The 17,744-nt window shown below is 63.3% G+C and carries 15 protein-coding genes and 1 pseudogene; 7 read left to right on the forward strand and 9 right to left on the reverse strand.

The window, feature by feature from the left end; all coding sequences use genetic code 11:
• Positions 1-15: 15 nt before the first annotated feature.
• The 6 genes from IPM84_17350 to alaS all read right to left on the reverse strand — a co-directional run bounded on the left by IPM84_17350 (position 16) and on the right by alaS (position 8,393).
• Positions 16-1,221: a glycosyltransferase family 4 protein gene (locus tag IPM84_17350; protein ID MBK9094493.1), complete on the reverse strand. Its 1,206-nt coding sequence runs from the start codon at positions 1,219-1,221 to the stop codon at positions 16-18.
• Between the two features lie 103 nt (positions 1,222-1,324).
• Positions 1,325-2,260: an ABC transporter substrate-binding protein gene (locus IPM84_17355; protein MBK9094494.1), complete on the reverse strand. Its 936-nt coding sequence runs from the start codon at positions 2,258-2,260 to the stop codon at positions 1,325-1,327.
• 64 nt (positions 2,261-2,324) lie between these two features.
• Positions 2,325-3,641, reverse strand: a complete 1,317-nt coding sequence (gene mltG, locus IPM84_17360; GenBank protein MBK9094495.1) for an endolytic transglycosylase MltG — start codon at positions 3,639-3,641, stop codon at positions 2,325-2,327.
• A complete protein-coding gene (gene ruvX / locus IPM84_17365) occupies positions 3,625-4,089 on the reverse strand; it encodes a Holliday junction resolvase RuvX (protein ID MBK9094496.1) in 465 nt (154 codons plus the stop codon). The genes mltG and ruvX overlap by 17 nt, the downstream gene beginning before the upstream one ends.
• A gap of 10 nt (positions 4,090-4,099) precedes the next feature.
• Positions 4,100-5,650 carry a baseplate J/gp47 family protein gene (locus IPM84_17370; protein ID MBK9094497.1) on the reverse strand — a complete coding sequence of 517 codons (1,551 nt, stop codon included), beginning with the start codon at positions 5,648-5,650 and terminating at the stop codon, positions 4,100-4,102.
• A gap of 52 nt (positions 5,651-5,702) precedes the next feature.
• On the reverse strand, positions 5,703-8,393 hold the full coding sequence (alaS, locus tag IPM84_17375) for an alanine--tRNA ligase (GenBank protein ID MBK9094498.1): 2,691 nt from the start codon (positions 8,391-8,393) through the stop codon (positions 5,703-5,705).
• Positions 8,394-8,627: 234 nt separating this feature from the next.
• On the opposite strand from alaS, the pseudogene IPM84_17380 reads away from it, so the two are divergent.
• The 6 genes and pseudogenes from IPM84_17380 to IPM84_17405 all read left to right on the forward strand — a co-directional run bounded on the left by IPM84_17380 (position 8,628) and on the right by IPM84_17405 (position 13,009).
• Positions 8,628-9,162 (forward strand): annotated as a pseudogene (locus IPM84_17380) (DUF4405 domain-containing protein).
• Complete coding sequence (locus IPM84_17385) at positions 9,159-9,536, forward strand: hypothetical protein (protein ID MBK9094499.1); 378 nt, start codon at positions 9,159-9,161, stop codon at positions 9,534-9,536. Before IPM84_17380 ends, IPM84_17385 begins: the two are co-directional and overlap by 4 nt.
• Before the next feature lie 196 nt (positions 9,537-9,732).
• Complete coding sequence (locus tag IPM84_17390) at positions 9,733-10,422, forward strand: hypothetical protein (GenBank protein MBK9094500.1); 690 nt, start codon at positions 9,733-9,735, stop codon at positions 10,420-10,422.
• The gene (locus IPM84_17395) at positions 10,419-10,850 is read left to right on the forward strand and encodes a hypothetical protein (GenBank protein ID MBK9094501.1); all 432 of its coding nucleotides are present in this window, start codon (positions 10,419-10,421) and stop codon (positions 10,848-10,850) included. Before IPM84_17390 ends, IPM84_17395 begins: the two co-directional genes overlap by 4 nt.
• Before the next feature lie 57 nt (positions 10,851-10,907).
• On the forward strand, positions 10,908-11,627 hold the full coding sequence (locus IPM84_17400) for a response regulator transcription factor (protein ID MBK9094502.1): 720 nt from the start codon (positions 10,908-10,910) through the stop codon (positions 11,625-11,627).
• 29 nt (positions 11,628-11,656) lie between these two features.
• Complete coding sequence (locus IPM84_17405) at positions 11,657-13,009, forward strand: HAMP domain-containing protein (protein ID MBK9094503.1); 1,353 nt, start codon at positions 11,657-11,659, stop codon at positions 13,007-13,009.
• On the opposite strand, the gene IPM84_17410 is transcribed toward IPM84_17405, so the two are convergent.
• Positions 12,978-14,348 (reverse strand): phospholipid carrier-dependent glycosyltransferase, encoded by a 1,371-nt coding sequence (locus tag IPM84_17410; GenBank protein ID MBK9094504.1) that lies wholly within the window; start codon positions 14,346-14,348, stop codon positions 12,978-12,980. The genes IPM84_17405 and IPM84_17410 overlap by 32 nt on opposite strands.
• 165 nt (positions 14,349-14,513) lie before the next feature.
• Between IPM84_17410 and IPM84_17415 the strand changes: the two genes are divergently transcribed.
• The gene (locus IPM84_17415; GenBank protein ID MBK9094505.1) at positions 14,514-15,965 is read left to right on the forward strand and encodes an ATP-binding protein; all 1,452 of its coding nucleotides are present in this window, start codon (positions 14,514-14,516) and stop codon (positions 15,963-15,965) included.
• 80 nt (positions 15,966-16,045) lie between these two features.
• On the opposite strand, the gene IPM84_17420 is transcribed toward IPM84_17415, so the two are convergent.
• On the reverse strand, positions 16,046-16,816 hold the full coding sequence (locus IPM84_17420) for a reverse transcriptase-like protein (GenBank protein MBK9094506.1): 771 nt from the start codon (positions 16,814-16,816) through the stop codon (positions 16,046-16,048).
• On the reverse strand, positions 16,813-17,679 hold the full coding sequence (locus tag IPM84_17425) for an MBL fold metallo-hydrolase (protein MBK9094507.1): 867 nt from the start codon (positions 17,677-17,679) through the stop codon (positions 16,813-16,815). The genes IPM84_17420 and IPM84_17425 overlap by 4 nt, the downstream gene beginning before the upstream one ends.
• Positions 17,680-17,744 lie beyond the last annotated feature (65 nt).

Raw genomic sequence — 17,744 nt, forward strand, 5'->3', positions numbered from 1 at the left:
ACGATTTCCTGTAAACTACGCCCCAGGCACAACTTCCTGATAGACCGCCAGGGTTGACCCGGCGATCACATCCCAGGAGTAAATCTCCCGCACCATGCGGTACGCGTCGTCAGCGCGTACACGGGCAGTTTCTGGTTCACGCAGCACCTTGCTGATGCCCCAGGCCAGCGAGCCGGCATCGTCAGGAAAGACAGTGACTGCGGTCTTGTCATGTTCCGCAACCTCGGCCAGCCCGCCCACACTCGTCACCACCAGTGGAGTGTGCGCCGCCATCGCCTCCAGCGCCACCACGCCGAATGGCTCATACAGCGAAGGAAAGACCGCCACATCCGCGATGCAAAACAGGCCTACCGCTTCATCATCGCTCACAAAACCAGGAAAGTACACCTTGTGGCTGATTTGCAATGCCGCCACCCGTTGTTGCAGCGTCTCCAGCAGCGGCCCGCGTCCGGCAATGACAAACCGGGCCTCTGGAAACGCATTCAGGATGAACGGGATCGCCTCCACCAAGACCCGCACACCCTTTTCATGCACCAGGCGGCCGATGTGAAAAACGATCGGCTCCTCAGGCAGAGCGTAACGCTGACGCTCCAGACGATGATCGCGGCCGCGTTGCTCATCAAAAGGTGTTGTGTTCACACCATTCGGAATGACACGAACCTTGTCAGGATTTACGCCAAAAAAGGACTGCACCTCGTTGCGCATGTAATTGCTGACGGTGATCAGGCGGGTCGCCGTCTGCGTCAGCCCCAGCTCCGCATCATGGATCTGCTGCGACAGGGTGCTCGACAGCCAACCGCGGTTGCGACCACGCTCGGTGGCATGAAATGTCACGATCAGCGGCACATCATAGGTACGATGCACCGCCGAGGCCGCAAAACTGACCAGCCAATCGTGCGCGTGGATCAGATCGAATCCTCCCACCTGCTGCCAAATCAGCTCGATGAACTGCTCCAGGCTCTTGTTCACGTGCAAGACGTTTTCGAAGAAAGTCGTCTCGCCTCCCGCGGCATGATCACGGGTCAGCAGTGAAGTATTCACGCGATGAACGATCAAATTCCCATGCGCTTCATACGCTTCACCCCCGCTGTGCTGCGGCGTCACCACGTGAATGACCATGTCTGGATGCCGGCATAAGGCGGGCAGCAACTCCGAGACATGTCGGCCAAGGCCCCCTTGCAGATGCGGCGGATACTCCCATGAGATCACCAATACACGCATGGCCAATTACACCTCCCATCTCCCCCACAAACACTCATCATTGAGCAAACTGACGCCGCGACCTGACGGCCAATAGATCGCGCCCCCCTGCAGAGGGGCGCCTTCACGGGAACTCCAGGAGGTCCCCCCCACGGTACAACCGGGCAGGCGCCGCTTCCCAGGAGCGCTGGGCGCTAAAGCGAATTATCCCTGAGACGCCTTGACGGACGATGCTGCCCAGGGTGGCCAGGACATCAACCCGCTGCGGCTGTGCGCTGGCCTCGATGGCAGCGAACAGCACGGCGGCAGCGTCGTACGCCAGGGCAGCGTAAGCGCCGGGGGCGGCGCCTGTAGCCGTTTGATAGGCCTGGCAAAAATCAGCCGCTTGTCCGTCACAGGCAGGCCGCGTCAGCGATGTCACCCACAGCAGGCCGTTTGCGGCGTCGCCGGTGCGGGCCGCGACCAGGGGTTCTCCCGCGGACGGCCCCGCAAGACAGGACGTCATAGTACCCACGCAGGGGGAAATTGTCAACTGACGGGCCACGTCTTCAGCATCGCCCGTCAAGACGATCACGGTCGTAGCCGCGGGGTCCGGCGTAGGGAGCAGGATCGTCAGGCGAGACGACCAGGCCACAGCCGCGCCCCTGGTCTCCAGACGAGCACCCGTCGGAATCGCAGTCAGCAGTGCTTGCGCCAGCGCGTCATCCCCCGCGAACAGCCGATACGCGTTCGGCGCCAGCGCCAGGTCCGCGTCCGGCAAGGGGGCAGGAATGATAGCGGCCAGGCCGGCGGCTTGCAGCGCTGGCGCGGCCGCCTGCGCCGTTTCCATCTGCCACGGCCCGATGATCGCCACCACTCCCGGATCAGCCGCCAGCGCGGCCACCTGACGCGCAGCCGTCGCGGGCACACCGTCATCATTCAGCGCCGCCAGCTCGATGCCATAGCCCGCCACGCCGCCGGCCGCGTTCTGCTGCTGCACCGCCAACCTCACCGCGCCCAAAACCTCGTAGCCCAGCGAGCGGTGGACCCCCTCGAAGGGCGCAATAAGCCCAATCTTCAACGTGGGGCGTGTGCTCGTGCAGCTTGCCAACAGCACCAGGCACAAGAGAGCGCAAATCGAATCCCTATTTGCGATTCTCATAGGCCCTGACATTCGCAGCGTGCTCCTCCGCCGTCACCGCAAACACATGCCCGCCGTCGCCAGTGGCCACAAAATAGAGATAGTCTGTCGTAGCCGGCGCAACCACCGACTCGATGGCCGTGATGCCCGGGCTGCAAATGGGGCCGGGCGGCAAGCCAGGATACAGGTACGTGTTGTAGGGCGACTGCACCGTCTGGTACTCCTCCAGCAGCACCGGCGACTTCCACCATTGACCAGTCGCCGGCTGATATCCCATCGCATACTGCACGGTGGGATCGGCGTTCAGTAACATACCCTTCGCGACGCGGTTGAGATAGACGCTCGCCACGATCGGCCGCTCGTCCAGGCGCGGCGTCTCGCGTTCCACAATCGCCGCCACCGTCAACAGCTCGTGCAGCGTCTGTCCCCTTGCTTGCCCCTGCGCGATCAACTCCGGCGTCACCTTTTCTGCAAAATTATCCAGCATGCGCCCAATCAAGTCCGCCGGCTTTGCCCGCGCGGGTAAACGATACGTGTCGGGAAACAGAAAGCCCTCCAACGACGCGCCAGGCGGCCGGTTTGCCAGGAAAGGGTACGTCTTCGTCAGACCCATCAGCTTCAGATCGGTTGTGCGCACCGCGGCCAGAAAGGCTGCGCCATCCATGATGTTCTGCTCCGTCAGCAGGTCCGCCACCTCCTCGGCGCGCAGCCCCTCCGGAATAGTCACACTCACCTCGATGAAGCGCGCCTTCTGCAACGCCTCGGCAATCTCCGGCATCGTCATCGAGCGCGCCAGCAGAAAATCGCCCGCTTCCAGGCTCAGGTCAATACCGTTGTAGCGCATATACAAACGAAACAGCCCATCATCCGCAATGAAACCGGCCTGCAGCAGCCGGTCGGCAACCATCGTCGCCGACTCACCCGAAGTCACCGTGAAAGGCTCCAGCGCCGTCGCCTCGGAATCTACGGCGCGCTCCAGTTCCGCCTGACGAACGCGCAAATAGAAGCCAATCAGCGTATTCTCCAGATTGTCGAGACTCAGCGCATCGCCCAGATTCTGGCCGTCCGCCTCGATAAATTGCGCATTCGCCGTGGCCACCTCGGCATGCATTTGGTCGCGCAGGTGCGCCACGATCGTCTGACCGATGAACACCAGGGCAACAACGACGCCGGCAAAGCCGAGCAGGCGCAGGGCATTACCCCCGTTGAGCGTCTGACGCAGATAATAGCGCCAGTCCCCGCGACGATGGGCTTGCAATTCGGCTAATTGACGTTGGCGTCGCGCCGCCTGCCGGCGCCGCAAATTATCTTGGTTTGACATGGTTCAGATAGCTCTCTAAAATAACCGCAGCCGCCACAGCATCCACTCCCACTGCTCTGCGGCCGCGCCGGCCCATAACGGCCAGCCGTTCCTCCGCCTCGAAGGTTGACAAGCGCTCATCCCAAAGCATCACCGGCACCGGCAGCACCGCGGCCAGTCGCTGCGCATAGCGTGCCGTCTGCTGCGCCTGCGGTCCCGCGGTCTCGTCATCGTTCAGCGGATAACCCACCACAAGCCCAACCGCCCTCTGTTCTTGCAGCAGCCGCTTGACACGCGCCTGATCCGCCACGCGCGCCCCGCGCTCAAAGACCGTCAGCGGCCGCACCAGCAAGCCCAAATCATCGCACACCGCCACCCCGACGCGGCGGTCGCCCACATCCAGGGCCATCAGCCGCCCCCGCGGCAGCGTGTCAACCAACGCGGGCGCGGGCGCTTCGCTTGCCGTCATCACCACTCCTCTACCGATTGCTCGCCAGCGCGCGCGAGTAATCCACCTTCACATGGACGCGGAAGGGAATCACCGGCAGGCGCCCCAACCAGTTTGGCTCGATCTCAATGTGCGGCGCCCCATCCAACTTCCACTCTCGCATCAGGAGTTCGGTCGCGGCATCTGGCGTCAACCCGGCCACCGCCGCGCGTAGGCGCGCCTGGTCCACATCTGCCACCGCCACACCCGAAACCGTCACGTTGAATGTCACGACCTTGAGCGTGTTTTCTTCCAAAACGGTGAAATTGTCCGTATTGTACTGAATCGAGTCTGCCAACAGTTGGCTGCCGGGCGTCATCTGCCCTTGCAGCGCACGTAGGGCCAGACTCTTGCCTCCCTCATCGTTCACCGCAATCGCCCGCGCGAGCAGGCGCATCGTGACTCCCAGGCTGTCCTTTGCCTCATCCGTAAACGAATCGAACACCAGCGACATCACAAAGGTCTCCACCGATTCCGGCGGCACAAACTCCCCTTCGTTCAACTCCTCGCTCAGGCGCTGGTAAGCCTTCTGCTCCAACTGCTGCTGCAACGTCACCCGCAGGCGCTCTTTGTCCGCCTGCGTCACCACCCCGCCCTGCCGCACCGTCCCGCCGCCCAATCCTTGCTGGTTGATCACCCGCAGGCTCAGCCCCAAACCGCCGTCAATGCGGCTGATCGTGCCGGCAGCCACATTGCCAGCCGGCCCCAGATCCAGCGCCTCCACCGTCGTGCTGGCCTGCGCACCCACCGCTCCCCCCACCGTCACATCGCCCAGGGTCCTGAAGCGGGTATTGCTGCCGGATGACGTGCGCACGATCGTGCCGGCCGGCACCACAACCTCCTGGCTGCGCAGGTTGACAAAAGTCACCGTCCCGGACGCCGCCTTTTCCGGCACATCGCGCTTGCCCGTCGTCGCGGCCTTGCGCGTCTCCTCCACCAGCACCTCGATACGCCGCGCCGGCACCAGGTTCTTCGTCACATCCAACTCGTCCGTGGCCGCGCTGGCGCGCACATTGATGCTTGCAATCACCGACTGCCGCGAGGGAGTCACCGTGACCGTAGCGACCGGCACGGTCAGGAGCACCGTGCCAATCACCGCGCCACCCAATAGGGCGAGCACAAGGAGTAAGGCCACGGCTTGCCCCCAAGCGGACCCATTACCGCGGGCGCTGATTGCCATAATTTGGCGGTTGCGGCCGCGCGCAGTGCTTCGTTTCTGGCGCCAGGCCAACCAGCGTCGCGCAACGGAGCGAGCAGGCATGGCGGCCTGGTCACGCGTGGCCGTAACCAGCCGCACGCGCGGTCGCGACCACGTGGCCGCGGCCGTCGCCTGTTCCAACCGGTTGAACACCGCCAGCCCGCCGGCCCGGCCCGCGTCTTGCGTGGGCAGATGCCGCGTCACCAACGCCAGCTCGATACCCTGACGCTGGGCCTGGCGGATCAGCAAGTCGAGGCGCACCGTATGCGCCAGTTGGTGGGCGCCGTCCGCCAGCACCAGGGCCACGCGCCCGCCATGTACGGCTGCCAGACGCTGTTGCAGCACCTGAGTCGTGTCTTCAGGCAAAACAGAAATTGTATGGTCCATGCTCGATTGATCAGCTCAACTTGGATTCTACCCAGGGCAGCACCAACGCCAGCGCGTCAGGCAGTTTACTCGCATCCTTGCCGCCGGCCTGGGCCAGGGTCGGGCGTCCGCCGCCACCGCCGCCGATCGCCGGCGCAATCGCACGGATGATCTGCCCCGCGTCCACGCCGCGCGCGGTCAGATCAGGCGTCACCGCGGCAATCAGATTCGGCCGGCCGGCGAAAGTAGCGCCAAGTACAACGACCGATGAGCCGAGGCGGTCACGCAGCCAATCGCTCATCTGGCGCAGCGTCTCCACATCAGACGCGTCAACCTGCGCCGCGACGACGGCCGCGCCGTTGACGGTGGTCGCCTGCGCGAGAATTTGCTCGATGTCGCGCTTCGCAATCTGCTGGCGCAGACGCGCCACCTCGCGCTGCAAATCCTGCATGGTCTGCTGCACATCGGCCGCTTTGGCCTCCACCCCGTCTTCGCTGGCGCCCAGAAGGCCGGCCGTGCGACGTAACGCCATCATCCGCTGCTGCGCATACCGCTGGCTGCCGCGGCCAGTCAGCGCCTCGATGCGCCGAATGCCGGAGCCGATGCTGCCCTCCGCCAAAATCGTAAAGAGTCCGATGATGCCCGTCTCCAGCAGGTGCGTGCCGCCGCACAGTTCCTTGCTCACAGCCTCATCCGGCGCCTGGCCAATGCGGATCATGCGCACCTCATCGCCGTACTTTTCGCCAAACAGCGCCATCGCCCCCGCGGCCACCGCAGCCTTATACGTCGTCACCGTGGCTGTGACAGGGTAATTCATCAAAATCGCGTCGTTGACCCCCTGCTCGATGCGCAGGCGCTCGTCTTCGCTCAGCCCCCCGCCGTGCGTAAAGTCGAAACGCAGACGGTCGGGCGCCACCAGCGAGCCGGCCTGATGGACATGCGCGCCCAACACCTGGCGCAGCGCCGCATGCAGCAGGTGCGTCGCCGTGTGATTGCGCATAATATCCAGGCGGCGCTCTTCATCAATGCTGACCAACGCACTCGCTCCCACCTTGATCTCGCCGCGCAGCACTTGCCCAACATGCACAGTCAGGCCGGGCACCGGGCGCCGCACATCGTTCACCTGCATCTCCCAGGCGCCGTCGTCCGCACGAATCCAGCCGGTGTCGCTGATCTGGCCGCCCTGCTCGACGTAGAACGGGGTGGCGGGCGCCACAACCTCGACGCTTGCGCCGGTCGGCGCACCGTTCACGGCCTGCCCGTTGACGAACAAGGCCGCGACGCTGGTCGGCACGCGCGTCGTTTCATAATACAAATGCTCCACGCCCTGACTGTCCAGGACGCCCTCGTCGCGCAAGCGTTCCAGCGTGTCAACGTAACCCCGTAGCGAGGCATTATCGGCCGCGGCAAAACGCGCCACGCTGCGCGCACGTTCCTTTTGCTGGCGCATCGCCTGCTGGAAGCCCTGCTCGTCCACGGTGAACCCCGCCTCTTTGGCCGCGTCGCGCGTCAGGTCAAGCGGGAAGCCGTAGGTGTCATACAGTTTGAAGGCTTCGACGCCAGGAATCAAACGACTGGCCGCAACCTCGGGCCGCGCCATGATCTCCTGCAGCAACTCTTCACCCGTGGTCAGCGTGCGGCGGAAGCGTTCTTCCTCCAGGCGCACCGTGCGCAGGATGAAATCGCGCCGCTCCTGCAGCTCACGATAATACGGGCCCATCGTTCGAATCAGCGCATCCACCGTCTCAGCCAGGAAAGGCTGTTGAAAGCCGAGCTTGACGCCAAAGCGCGCCGCGCGACGCAACAGCATACGCAGGACATAACTACGCCCCGCGTTGCCCGGCAACACACCGTCGCCCACCAGGAAGGCCATCGCCCGACTGTGATCGGCAATCACGCGGTAGCTGATGTATTTTTCCGCGCGTTGCTCCGCACTGTGATGCAGCGCCGCTTGCACATGGTCGAAGATCGGCTGGAACAGGTCGGTGTCATACGTGTTTTGCTTGCCCTGCAGCACCAGGCACAGCCGCTCGAAGCCCATGCCGGTGTCCACGCTCGGCCGCGGCAGCGGGGTCAGCGTGCCCTGGCTGTCACGATTGTACTGCATGAAGACCAGGTTCCAGATTTCAATGTAGTCATCGGCAACGTTGACACCCGCGCTCGTCTGCTGCGCCAGGTCGCCCAGGTAGTAGTGAATTTCGGAGCAAGGGCCGCAAGGGCCGATATCGCCCATAGACCAGAAGTTGTCCTTTTCATCGAAGCGCAGCACACGCTCAGGCGCCGCGCCGGTCTCCACCCACAACTGCGCCGCTTCATCGTCGGTGCGATAGACGGTGAACCAGAGACGGTTGACATCCAGCCCCAGCTCCGTGACCAGGAAGCGCCAGGCAAAGGCAATGGCATCCTTCTTGAAATAGTCACCAAAGGAGAAATTGCCCAGCATTTCGAAAAACGTATGGTGGCGCGGCGATGGACCGACGTTCTCCAGGTCGTTGTGCTTGCCGGAAACGCGCATGCACTTCTGCGCGGTGACCGCGCGGCGGTAGGGCCGCTTCTCTGTGCCCAGGAAGGTGTCTTTGAACTGCACCATGCCGGCATTGGTAAAGAGCAGCGTGGGATCGCCCATCGGCGCCAGGGAGGAGCTGGGGACCAGTGTATGGCCGTTTTCGACGAAGAAATCAATATATTTTTGCCTGATCTCAGAACTTGTCATCATCTTCAGCACTCCCTGTAAACAAAAAGGCTCGCCCTGCTAAGGACGAGCACATTGACCCGTGGTACCACCTTTGTTGAATTCAATTGTAACATCAGCCGCGACGGTTGTCAAAAACAATCCTCATATTCCGCCCATTGCATCTTAACAATCTCTGAAAGGTTTGCTGCTATCATCATGAGCGTGGCGCGGAACGCTGCGCCGCACGCCCCCGAACCGACTTGATGAGAGAGATAGAGAAACATGAATCAAGCAAACAAATATGTCAAGCGCACGGTAACCGATCTGATCGTGGACAGCGCGATCTTCATCGGTTTCCTGGTGGCCACCGCCCCGCGCTTTAGCGGGCTGGCCATCCATGAATGGCTGGGCATTGCCTTCGGAGCTGCCATTATCACCCACCTGCTGCTACACTGGTCATGGATTGTGGGCATCAGCAAGCGGTTCTTCAGCAAGGTGCAGGGTCAGGCGCGTTTGAACTACGTGCTCAACGCTGCTCTTCATTGATGTCACGATCATCATTGTCACCGGCCTGCTGATCTCTGAGGTGGCGCTGCCCCTGTTTGGCCTGCGCTTCCCGCGTGACGGCATGTGGTTATGGATCCATCGCACCACCTCAGATGCGGCCGTCCTTCTGATCGGCCTGCATGTGGCGCTGCACTGGTCATGGATCGTCAAGACGCTGAAGCGCCTTGTCGTGACGCCGCCCTTCTCGCGCCCCGGCCGCACGGCCCTGAATCTGACGCCAGCGCAAGCGCAGAAGGAGCCTCAGTCATGAAAATCGTGGGCCGCACCCTCATCATTTTGTTGGCCGCACTCGTAGTAACCGCCGGGCTGCTCGCCTTCTCATCCTCCAGTATGGCCGCTGGCCTGCGCGGCGATCTCCCTGGCCGCGACGGCTTCGAGCGCGGCGCCGACCTGGGCATGCCGTTCCCCGACGCGCAGCGCTTCCCCGGCGGCGACGCGGGTTTGCGGGCCGGCCGCGACGGGTTCCGTGAAGGCCGTGGAGAACATGGCAGCCAGGCAGGCAGCCTCTTCGGCCTGACTGAGGTGGCAAAGAACTTCGTCCTGATGGCGCTCGTCGTGCTCATCGTTGTGCCCGGCGCCTATCTCCTGCGCCGGTTGCGCCGCCGAAACGCCGCCGCAACATAAGCCTCCGGCTTGCATTGAGACCGTAGGTCACGCCTCCGGCGTGACGACGCTCTCTGCCGCGGGGCTTGCTTCTCGCGGCCAACGTCGTCCGACCAGGAGGTCGGACCTACAGAAAAGCGTCTCGCGCCGTGTGGCGGAATCATAGCCGACCTGCGTTACACGGTTAATTGGTCGAATCATACGAAAAGGTAAGAACATGAAGAAGATGGTATCTCGTTTCTGGATTTTGGCCGCCGTGACGACGCTGCTGGCCCTATCACTCGCTGGCTGCGGTTCGAGTGCAGCGATAAGTACATCTGCCCCTGCGGCCACGACCGCGCCTGCGGCCACGACCGCCCCTGCGGCCACGACCGCGCCTGCGGCCACGACCGCGCCTGCGGCCACGACCGCCCCTGCGGCCACGACCGCGCCTGCGGCCCGACGCCTGGGCACGACCGCCCCTGCGGCCACGACGGCCAGGCCGCCGACGCCTGCGGCCACGACCGCGCCTGCGGCCACGATCGCGCCGCAGACTGCCAAGCTCAATCTCAACACCGCGTCAGGCGACGAATTCCTGGCCGGTGTCCCCAATATGGGCAGCCGCATGGTACGCGAATTCCTGGAATACCGGCCCTATGCCAGCATCCTGCAATTTCGGCAGGAATTGGGCAAGTATATCAGCGCCGATCAGATTGCGGCCTACGAGCAGTACGTCTACGTGCCGATTGCCGTCAACAGCGCGGACGCGGCGACGCTGCAGCAGATTGCGGGCCTCGACGCCACCGAGGCGGCGGCGCTGATGGCGGCCCGACCCTTTGCGTCCAATGAGGCCTTTCTGGCTAAACTGGCCGGCTATGTCTCTGAGACAGAACGGGCCGCGGCCGGCGCGTATCTGAGCACGCCATGAGCGCCGACGCCACCCTGGCCCGCCTGCGGCGCCTCCTTCTGCTGCTTTCAGGGCTGCTGCTGGCGGCAACGGTGGTTGAACTGGTCTTCATCGGTCACACCGAGGGGATTCAACTGCTGCCGTTCGTGCTGTGCGCCGTTGGCCTGATCGCCGTGGGCCTGGCATGGCGGCGCCCCGAACGCCGGGTGCTCCTGGGGCTACGGGTTGGCATGATTCCGGTCGCGTTGGGGAGTCTGCTGGGCGTCTACGAGCACATCGAAGGCAATATCGGGCTGCTGCTGGAAGTGACCCCCAACGCCACCACCGCTAAGATCATCAGCGAAGCGTTGGGCGGCGCCAATCCCCTGTTGGCGCCGGGCATGTTGGCCCTGGCGGCTGTCCTGGCCGTCGCGGCCACCTACTACCATCCGGCTCTGGAGCACAAATGAGTCGCTGCCGTCATCTGGTTTGCAAAGGGCCGCGGTTCGGATGATAATGCAAATACTATGCCACAAACTATTCTAGTCGTTGACGATGAAACCCGGTTGCGCACCATGCTGCGCGTCTACCTGGAGCAAGAAGGCTACCGCGTGGTCGAAGCCGGTCATGGCCGCGAGGCGCTGTACGTGGCGCGCTACGAAAAGCCCGATCTGATCATCCTCGACCTGATGATGCCGGAGATGGGCGGCTACGAGTTCATGCGGGTGTTCAGCAGGGAGGCAAGTACGCCGGTCATCATGCTGACGGCCAAGGTGGAGGACACGGACAAAATCCTGGGCCTGGAACTGGGCGCGGATGATTATGTCACCAAGCCGTTCAACGTGCGCGAACTGCTCGCCCGCGTCCATGCGGTGCTGCGGCGGCTGCAAAAAGCGCAGGCCGAGCCGGACATCCTGCGCGTGGCCGATGTCACCCTCGACCGCAGCGCCTGCACGGTCAAGGTGGCCGAACGTTTCGTGGATCTGACCCCGTCGGAGTTCGGACTGCTGGCCGCGCTGATGGCATCACCCGGCAGGGTCTTCTCTCGCCTCGATCTGCTTGATCTTGTGTCAGGGGATGCCTATGAGGGCTATGAGCGGACCATTGATGTGCATGTGCGCAACCTGCGCACCAAGATCGAACCTGACCCGCGCCGGCCTAAGTATGTGGAGACCGTCTATGGCATGGGCTATCGCTTCGCGCCCGAACGGCCGCCTGGCCCAACCGATGATAAACCCCTGGAATAATGTGACCGTCGTAAACGTGTGAACTGCTGATGCGCTCACTTACCTGGAAACTCGTGCTCGCCTTTCTCCTCGTCAGTCTGATCAGCGTCGTCCTGGTCGCGCTGTTGGTCTCTCAGCGCACCCGTTCGGAGTTCGACCGCTTCCTGTCCGCGCGTGACCGTGATGTTCTCATCAGCGCCCTGTCCGACTACTACGCGGCCAACAACTCCTGGGAAAATGTGGGGCCTGCGCTGGCCGAGTCACCGCCGCTCTCATTCTACATCCGGGGCGCAGTCCTGCTTGATGCGGATGGCGTTGTGGTGCTCGCCAATCGTGGCTACACCGCGGGGCAGCGCGTGCCCGCCGGTCCATTGAGCGCCGCCACGCCGGTGAAGGTCAACGGCCAGGTGGTCGGCTGGACCCTCTTGCTTGCTTCCGCAGACTCGCCACCCCGTCCTGGTGACGATTTTTCGCCGGAGACCGATTTCTTGCAGCGCATCGCCTGGGCCACCGTGGCCAGCGCGGCCGTGGCCGGGCTGCTGGCGCTGCTGCTGGGCGGCCTGCTGGCGCGCACCCTCACCCAGCCCCTGCGGGAGCTGACCGCGGCCACAAAGGCCATGGCCGCCGGCCAGTTCGATCAGCGCGTCAGCGTACGCTCGCGCGACGAAATCGGCGAACTGGCCGCATCGTTCAACCAGATGAACGCCGACCTGGCGCAAGCCAGTCAGGCGCGCAAACAGATGACCGCCGACCTGGCGCACGATCTGCGCACCCCTCTCACCATCTTGCGTGGCTACATGGAAGGCTTGCAGGGGGGGCGCTTACAAGGCTCGGCCAACCTGTACGGCATCATGTTCAGCGAAGTGGTTCACCTGCAGCGCCTGGTGGAAGACCTGCGCACCCTCTCGCTGACCGATGCCGGCGAGCTGCTGCTCAACCGGCGTACGGTTGATCCCCGCGCCTTGCTGGAGCGCACCGGCCTGGCCTACATCGTACAGGCTGAGCAGCAAGGCACTGCGCTGCGCATCGAGGCGCCCGAGTCGCTGCCTTCGATCTACGTGGACACCGACCGCATGACGCAGGTGCTCAATAACCTGGTCTCGAATGCACTGCGCCACACCCAGCGCGGGGAAATCGTCCTGTCTGCCACAGCGGTTGACGCGGCTGTGCAAATGACCGTCAGCGATACCGGCATTGGGATCGAGGCTGCGGACCTGCCCTTCATCTTCAACCGTTTCTACAGCACCGACAAAGCGCGCCAGCGCAGCGCCAATGAGGCCTCTGGTCTGGGGTTGGCGATTGCCAAAGCCATCGTCGAGGCGCACGGCGGCAGCCTGACCGTCGCCTCCAGCCCTGGCCAGGGTACCGTGTTTACAATGACCCTGGCGCTGGTCGGCGCCTGACCAGGCCCACCAGCCCCTCGAACACAACGACGATGCCGTAGGCGACCAGGAGCTTGCCGGCCACCGCGGTTGGCAGATAGTAGCGCGGCCAGTTCAACTGCACCAGGAACAGGACGAAGAGGTAGTTCACCGCAAAGAAAACCAGCGGCGCCAGCGCCGGCGCGGTCTGCGCCCGCCGCCAGGCGGCGATGACCCGCCGGCCGGCCGCCGCGGCGCCGATGAGGAGCAAGACCCACTCGAACGGAAATGCAGCCAGGTTGACGAAAAGCGAACGATGAATCGCCAGCAACCGAGGCTCCGTCCAGTTGCCGATGGGCAGTTGGGTCTGCATGAAGGTGCGCCAGCGCAGGAACATCTGCGGAAATTCAGCAATGTGCGCCAGATTGCCCACCTGCGGATAGGACTGGGAAATCTGCCCCGATCCCAACTGGCCGGAGACGACCGCGGTCAGCAAGGATCGGGTCTCGCCCAGCAGCGCCATCGCGTCGAGCTGCTGCCAGTTCGGCCAGAAAAATGGATTGAGCAGGTAGACGGTGACGACAGCCACGACCACGAACAGGGCCGCGTGCCGCAGTGCCGCACGCAGGCTGATGCGGTGCAGGGCGACGACGTAGGCCAGCAGCGCCAGAAAGATCAACCCGCCGACAGCGATCCCGGTCACTTTGACGGCACAGGCGAGGCCAGCGCACAGTCCGGCCAGTGTGCTGGTGGTCAGGTGAGCGCGGCGGCCTGAGCGTTTTACCAAGAGACCGGCCGCCAGGCAGCCGGCCAGCAAGAAACTGAGGTAATGGACATCGGTCATCGCGCGGGTGGCCTGCTGCACGAACCCATCCGTTGCCAGCAGGAGAACGGCGGCCAACAGGCCCGTTGCCCAATTCACCCACCAAAATCCCAGGCAGAACAAGAGCAGGCAGCACAGAACACCGAATGCGGCACAGGCCAGGCGGGCAACTCGCAGCACATCGGCCGGCGGCACGCGTCCTTCCGCTTGATTCTGTGCCAGCGAGCGCTCGAAATCGTAGAAACGCATGAACGGCGCGGCGCCGGGCGTGGCGGCGTAATAGAGCTTGAGCGGCGCACCGATGGCCCACTTGCCGAGCGGCATGTTCAGCCCACCCCACGGCCCGCAGGCCCGGCACTGCCATTTCTCCCAGGCAAAATCACGCGCCAGCAGCAGGTCGGTGTAGTAGACGCCGGAGGAAATCCAGCCGGTCTCATCGCCGTCGAACGGCGTCAGCAGCGCCTGCCGGTAAAGGACGACCGTTGCCAGCAGCGCCACCGCCAGCAGGCCCACCACGAACGCCGTGTGACGGCGATACAGCCAGGGATGCAGAGTCAAAGCACACTCCAAACTATCCAGTGTCATAATTGCTCAGAATGCGCGCCATTATAGAACAGGGCGCGACCCCGGTCAATTCCGGTTTTCTCTCCTCCTTGACCGCCCGGCTGTTCGAGAGTACAATAGAAGCTGCTTATAATAAGCTGCTTATAATGAGGTGCGCGCATGAACAGATTCATCGGTCGCCAACAGGACATCGAAGCACTGAACGCCATCGTGGCCCGCCCGGGGGCGCATTTGCTGCTTGTCTATGGTCGCCGCCGGGTGGGCAAGACGACGCTGCTGCTGCGCTGGGCGCAGCAAACAGGCCGCCCGCTCATTTACTGGGTTGCCCGGCGCGACACACCAACCCTGGTGCGTCAGAGTTTTGTGCGCGCAATCTGGACCTGGGCGTACCCGCCCGACCACACTGCCGCCGCCGGTAACGGTTCCAGCGTGCCGACATTCGATTCCTGGGAGCCGATCTTCGAACTAGCGGCCCGTTTGATCGGTCAGCGGCCGGTGGTCCTCATCATGGACGAGTTTTCATATGCGGCACAATCCGACCCTTCTCTGCCATCGCACCTACAGGCGGCCTGGGATCATCTCTTCAAGGAAACCAATATCACACTTGTGCTTGCAGGGTCGCACATCGGGATGATGGTGGAGCAGATGAACTACCACGCGCCGCTGTATGGTCGCTTTACAGCACAATTGCCGGTTGCACCGCTCCCTTTTGCCGCCCTGCGTGACTTCTTGCCTCGCTACGGAGCCGCCGAACGGGTCGCGGTGTACGCGGTGGTGGGCGGTATTCCCGCCTATCTGGAGCAGTTCGATGACCACGAGGGCGTAGGCGCCAATCTCAAGCGGCTGTTCATGGATCGCACGTCCGTGTTTCAGAGCGAGCCGTTCATCCTGATCGGTGACGTCATCCGCCGCGAGACGCAAACCTATGAGGCTGTCCTGCGGGCTATTGCCACCGGCTCCCATACGCCGCAGGACATTGGCGCTGCCCTGGCGTTGCCCTCCACCCATCTCAGCCCTTATCTGAAGCAACTGGAAGCTCTGCACCTGGTGGAACGCCGGCTGCCCGCAACTCTGCCGCGCGAGGAACGCCGCACAAGCCGCAATAGCCGCTATCACCTGAGAGATCCCTACTTGCGCTTCTACTTCCGGTTCATTGCGCCCAACCTCGACATGGTCGAGCAAGGCCTCATGGATGTGTTGTGGGAACGCATCGCGGAACAGTTCCGTGCATTCATCGGCGTCACGGCGTTCGAGGACCTATGCCGGGAATGGACATTGGCGCAGGCCCGCGGCCATCGCCTGCCCATGACCCCTGAGTATGTGGGCAGTCATTGGTCGGCCGATGCCCAGGTGGATGTGGTAGCCATCAACTGGCGAACCCATGAGATCCTGTTGGGAGAGTGCAAGTGGGGCGCAGACCCGGTGGGCCGCTCGGTCATCATGGAGCTGATTGCCAAGACCCCCAAAGTCATCCCCGGAACAGACTGGCGCAGCCATTACGTGTTCTTTTCCCGCGCCGGTTTCACCGACGCTGCCCGCGCCGAAGCAGAGGCGGTGAACGCTATCCTGGTGGATTTGGAACAGTTGGAAGCGGGCTTGGCCGGGTCGTGAGGCGCCGGGTTTAGCGCCTATCCGAATAAGCTGACATTCGCCTCGATAAGGCACCCGGGGGTAGTTATTCGGATAGGCTATTAGTGTCCGAGCAGGGCCACGCTTTCCTCGCGTGGATGATAGTTCAGCGCGGCGAAGCCGAACTGTTGCAGCAGGGCGCGCACCTGGTTGCAGCGCGCTTGCAGCGGCGCTTTGTTGATCTTCCAGGTGCCGTTGACTTGGTTGACGACCAGCAGGCTGTCACCCCAAATCTCTACGAAGACCTGTGCGGGGGTGCCGCCCGCGGCCTGCGCCCGGTCGGCCAGGTCTTGCAGGGCGTTGATCAGGGTGTCGTACTCGGCTTCGTTGTTGGTTACGCGGCTGCCAAAGGTCAGGCGCATGATCTCCGGCTTAGGCTGGCCCGGCCACAACAGCGCGTAGCTGCCGTAGCCCTGCCCTGGATTGCCCCTGCTGCCGCCGTCGAACACCACCCGTACCCGAATCTCAGCCGGCGAGGTGGCGGGCTTGGCGGTGGTCGGTTTGCGCGCACGCGGGGCTAACTGCGCTGGGACGCCAGCGGAGGCGGGCGGCGCCGGGCGCAAGTCAATCAGCCGCGCGGCCTCGGGCGCGCTGGCGGTAGTGACCGCGCGTGCCGGCGCGGCTTTCGGCGCCACGTCGGTCATGGGCGCCCGCATCAACTCCGGCTGCGCGGGCGCCGGTGTCAAGACGGGCGCTGGGCTGGTCTCCCCTGCATCGCCGCCTTCCAGGTCTGGCAAATGCAACAGGCCCATGCGTTGTGCCCGACGAAACAGGCGCCGCCGATCGGCCGCGGACAGGGTCAACATCTGCGCCAGCAGCTCATCAACGGTCATTCGTTGTCCTGATCCTGTTCGGTGTTAGGGGGGCCGTGGCGGTAAACTTCGTACAGATAGGCCAGGTTAGCCTGATGAAAGCGCTGCACCAGTCCGCTAAGAGGAATGCGCGACTTGCCGCAGGCTTCGATGTCAATGGCCTGCAGCTCCTGACGGGGCAGCTTGTCGCGCAGGTACTGGCGCACCAGGCTGTCAATTTTCTGCAGATAGGCAATGTTGCTGGCGACGGTTTCGACGATTTCACCGCGCAGGAGAACCTCGCCATGCCCTTGCACGATATTCTCCAGGCCCAAATCCGCAATGGCTTCCAGTGACTTGATCAGGGCGTGGGTATCGCCGCCGACGATGTAAGGCACTGGCATCACGGTGTCGCTGGCAAACAGCACCTTGTCCTCTTTGATGAAGACACTGACCACGTCCGCGCTATGGCCTGGTGATTCGCTGAGAACGATCGTGCGGCCGCCCAGGCGAATCGTCATCTCCTCCTGAAAGACCAGGCCAGGCAGACGAATCTGCACCTCGTTCAGTTCGGGCGCGTGCTCGCGCGCATCGCGCAAACCCTGTTCCGCGTGGCGCCGCATCAGGTCGCGGCAGCGCCGATGCGAAATCACTTCGGCTTCAGGATAAAGATAAGCACCGTAGATGTGATCAGCGTGGGAGTGCGTGAGGACCACGTAGCGAATGCCGCGGCTGCCCAGCGAGCGGCTGCGTGCGAAATCGCGCATCTCGCGTGCCTCGCTCGGATAGGGCAGGGTGTCAATGACCACGGCGCCTTCACTGGTGAAAACTACGCCCGCAGTGACCTGGGCAAAGAGGCTGCTGGTAAAGACCCAAATGTTATCGGCAACACGTTCTCGCTGCATGAATGGTGGCGCTCCTGGCGATCAATCTTGAGGCAGGCAGAGCATAACACATTGCGGGGGCCATG

The sequence above is a fragment of the Candidatus Amarolinea dominans genome (assembly GCA_016719785.1).
Taxonomy (GTDB): domain Bacteria; phylum Chloroflexota; class Anaerolineae; order SSC4; family Amarolineaceae; genus Amarolinea; species Amarolinea dominans.